The organism is Asaia krungthepensis NRIC 0535, from assembly GCF_025995175.1.
Classification (GTDB): Bacteria; Pseudomonadota; Alphaproteobacteria; order Acetobacterales; family Acetobacteraceae; genus Asaia; species Asaia krungthepensis.
The window spans coordinates 1-497 of sequence record NZ_BAPV01000051.1; the positions used below are offsets into that span (position 1 = coordinate 1).

Annotated in this window: 1 pseudogene; it reads right to left on the bottom strand. The window is 64.0% G+C overall.

The window, feature by feature from the left end:
* Positions 1-497 (bottom strand): annotated as a pseudogene (locus AA0535_RS12295) (hypothetical protein); the annotation flags it as partial.

A 497-nucleotide genomic window follows, 5' to 3' on the forward strand; every position in this document is an offset into this window, starting at 1 on the left:
CCATCGCCCGTGATGACAGCATCGCGCGAGACGGCGCCGGCGCCCTGCACGGCCATGTAGCCGCCATTGACGGTCTCGCTGAGGCCGGTGCCGCCGCTCCCGATCAGGATGGCGCCGTTACCGGCGGCGTTGCCGCCACCGGAGCCAAAGCCTGCCCCATTGGCCGTGAAACCTGAACCGGTGCCGTTTACAATGATCTCGGTACCGCCCGCATAAACTGATCCATCGCCCCCAGCCTGGATCTGCGTGTTGAAACTCGTACCGCCGGAATAGGTCCAGATGGTGCCCCCCGAGAGGGCTGTAGCGCCAGTTAGCGTGCCGCCGCTCGATACATAGATCCCACCCTGCGCGCTCGTTCTGACACCGGAGACCGAGCCGCCGGATTGTATGCGGACAACGATAAATCCGCCTGAGGCCAAGCCACCCGAGAGAGACCCGTAGACATTGGGTTGTCCCTTGATCAGAGCGTTTGGGTCGAGTGTCGCAGAGCCGCCGAA